The following is a 486-nucleotide window of genomic DNA, read 5'->3' as shown; positions in this document are numbered from 1 at the left end:
GGGCCAGATAGTCCACCAGTTGTTCGGCGCTGGCGGCGTTCAGTCCTAACGTTTGTGTCAGCCAGTCGAGGGCCGGTTGCAGATCGCCGGGGCGGGCGCCGAGCAAGTCGTCGAGGGTCGCTTGCAGGCGCGCCACCGCCGCGGACAACTCATCGCTGCGCCCCGGCGCTTCGCCAAGCCAGAACGGAATGCTCGGCGGCTGACCGTGAGCATCTTCGACGCGCACCTTGCCGGTTTCCACACGCAAGATGCGGTACGAGGTGTTGCCGAGCTGGAACACATCACCGGCGATGCTTTCCACGGCGAAGTCTTCATTGACGCTGCCGATACTCAGGCCTTGCGGCTCCAGCAGTACGCTGTAATCGGCGTTGTCGGGGATGGTGCCGCCGCTGGTCACGGCGGTCAGGCGCGCCCCGCGTCGTCCGCGCAAGGTGCGGCTGACGGCGTCGCGGTGCAGGTAAGCGCTGCGGATGCCCTGACGACCGT

General features: G+C 66.9%; 1 pseudogene. It reads right to left on the bottom strand.

Features of this window, described 5'->3' with window-relative positions:
- Nucleotides 1–486, bottom strand: a pseudogene (locus tag DBR24_RS32695) (ATP-dependent DNA helicase); the annotation flags it as partial.

The organism is Pseudomonas sp. HMWF006 (genome assembly GCF_003061205.1).
Taxonomy (GTDB): Bacteria; Pseudomonadota; Gammaproteobacteria; order Pseudomonadales; family Pseudomonadaceae; genus Aquipseudomonas; species Aquipseudomonas monsensis.
Note: the sequence above shows the minus strand (reverse complement) of the source record. Positions and strands in the feature narration are given on the sequence as shown.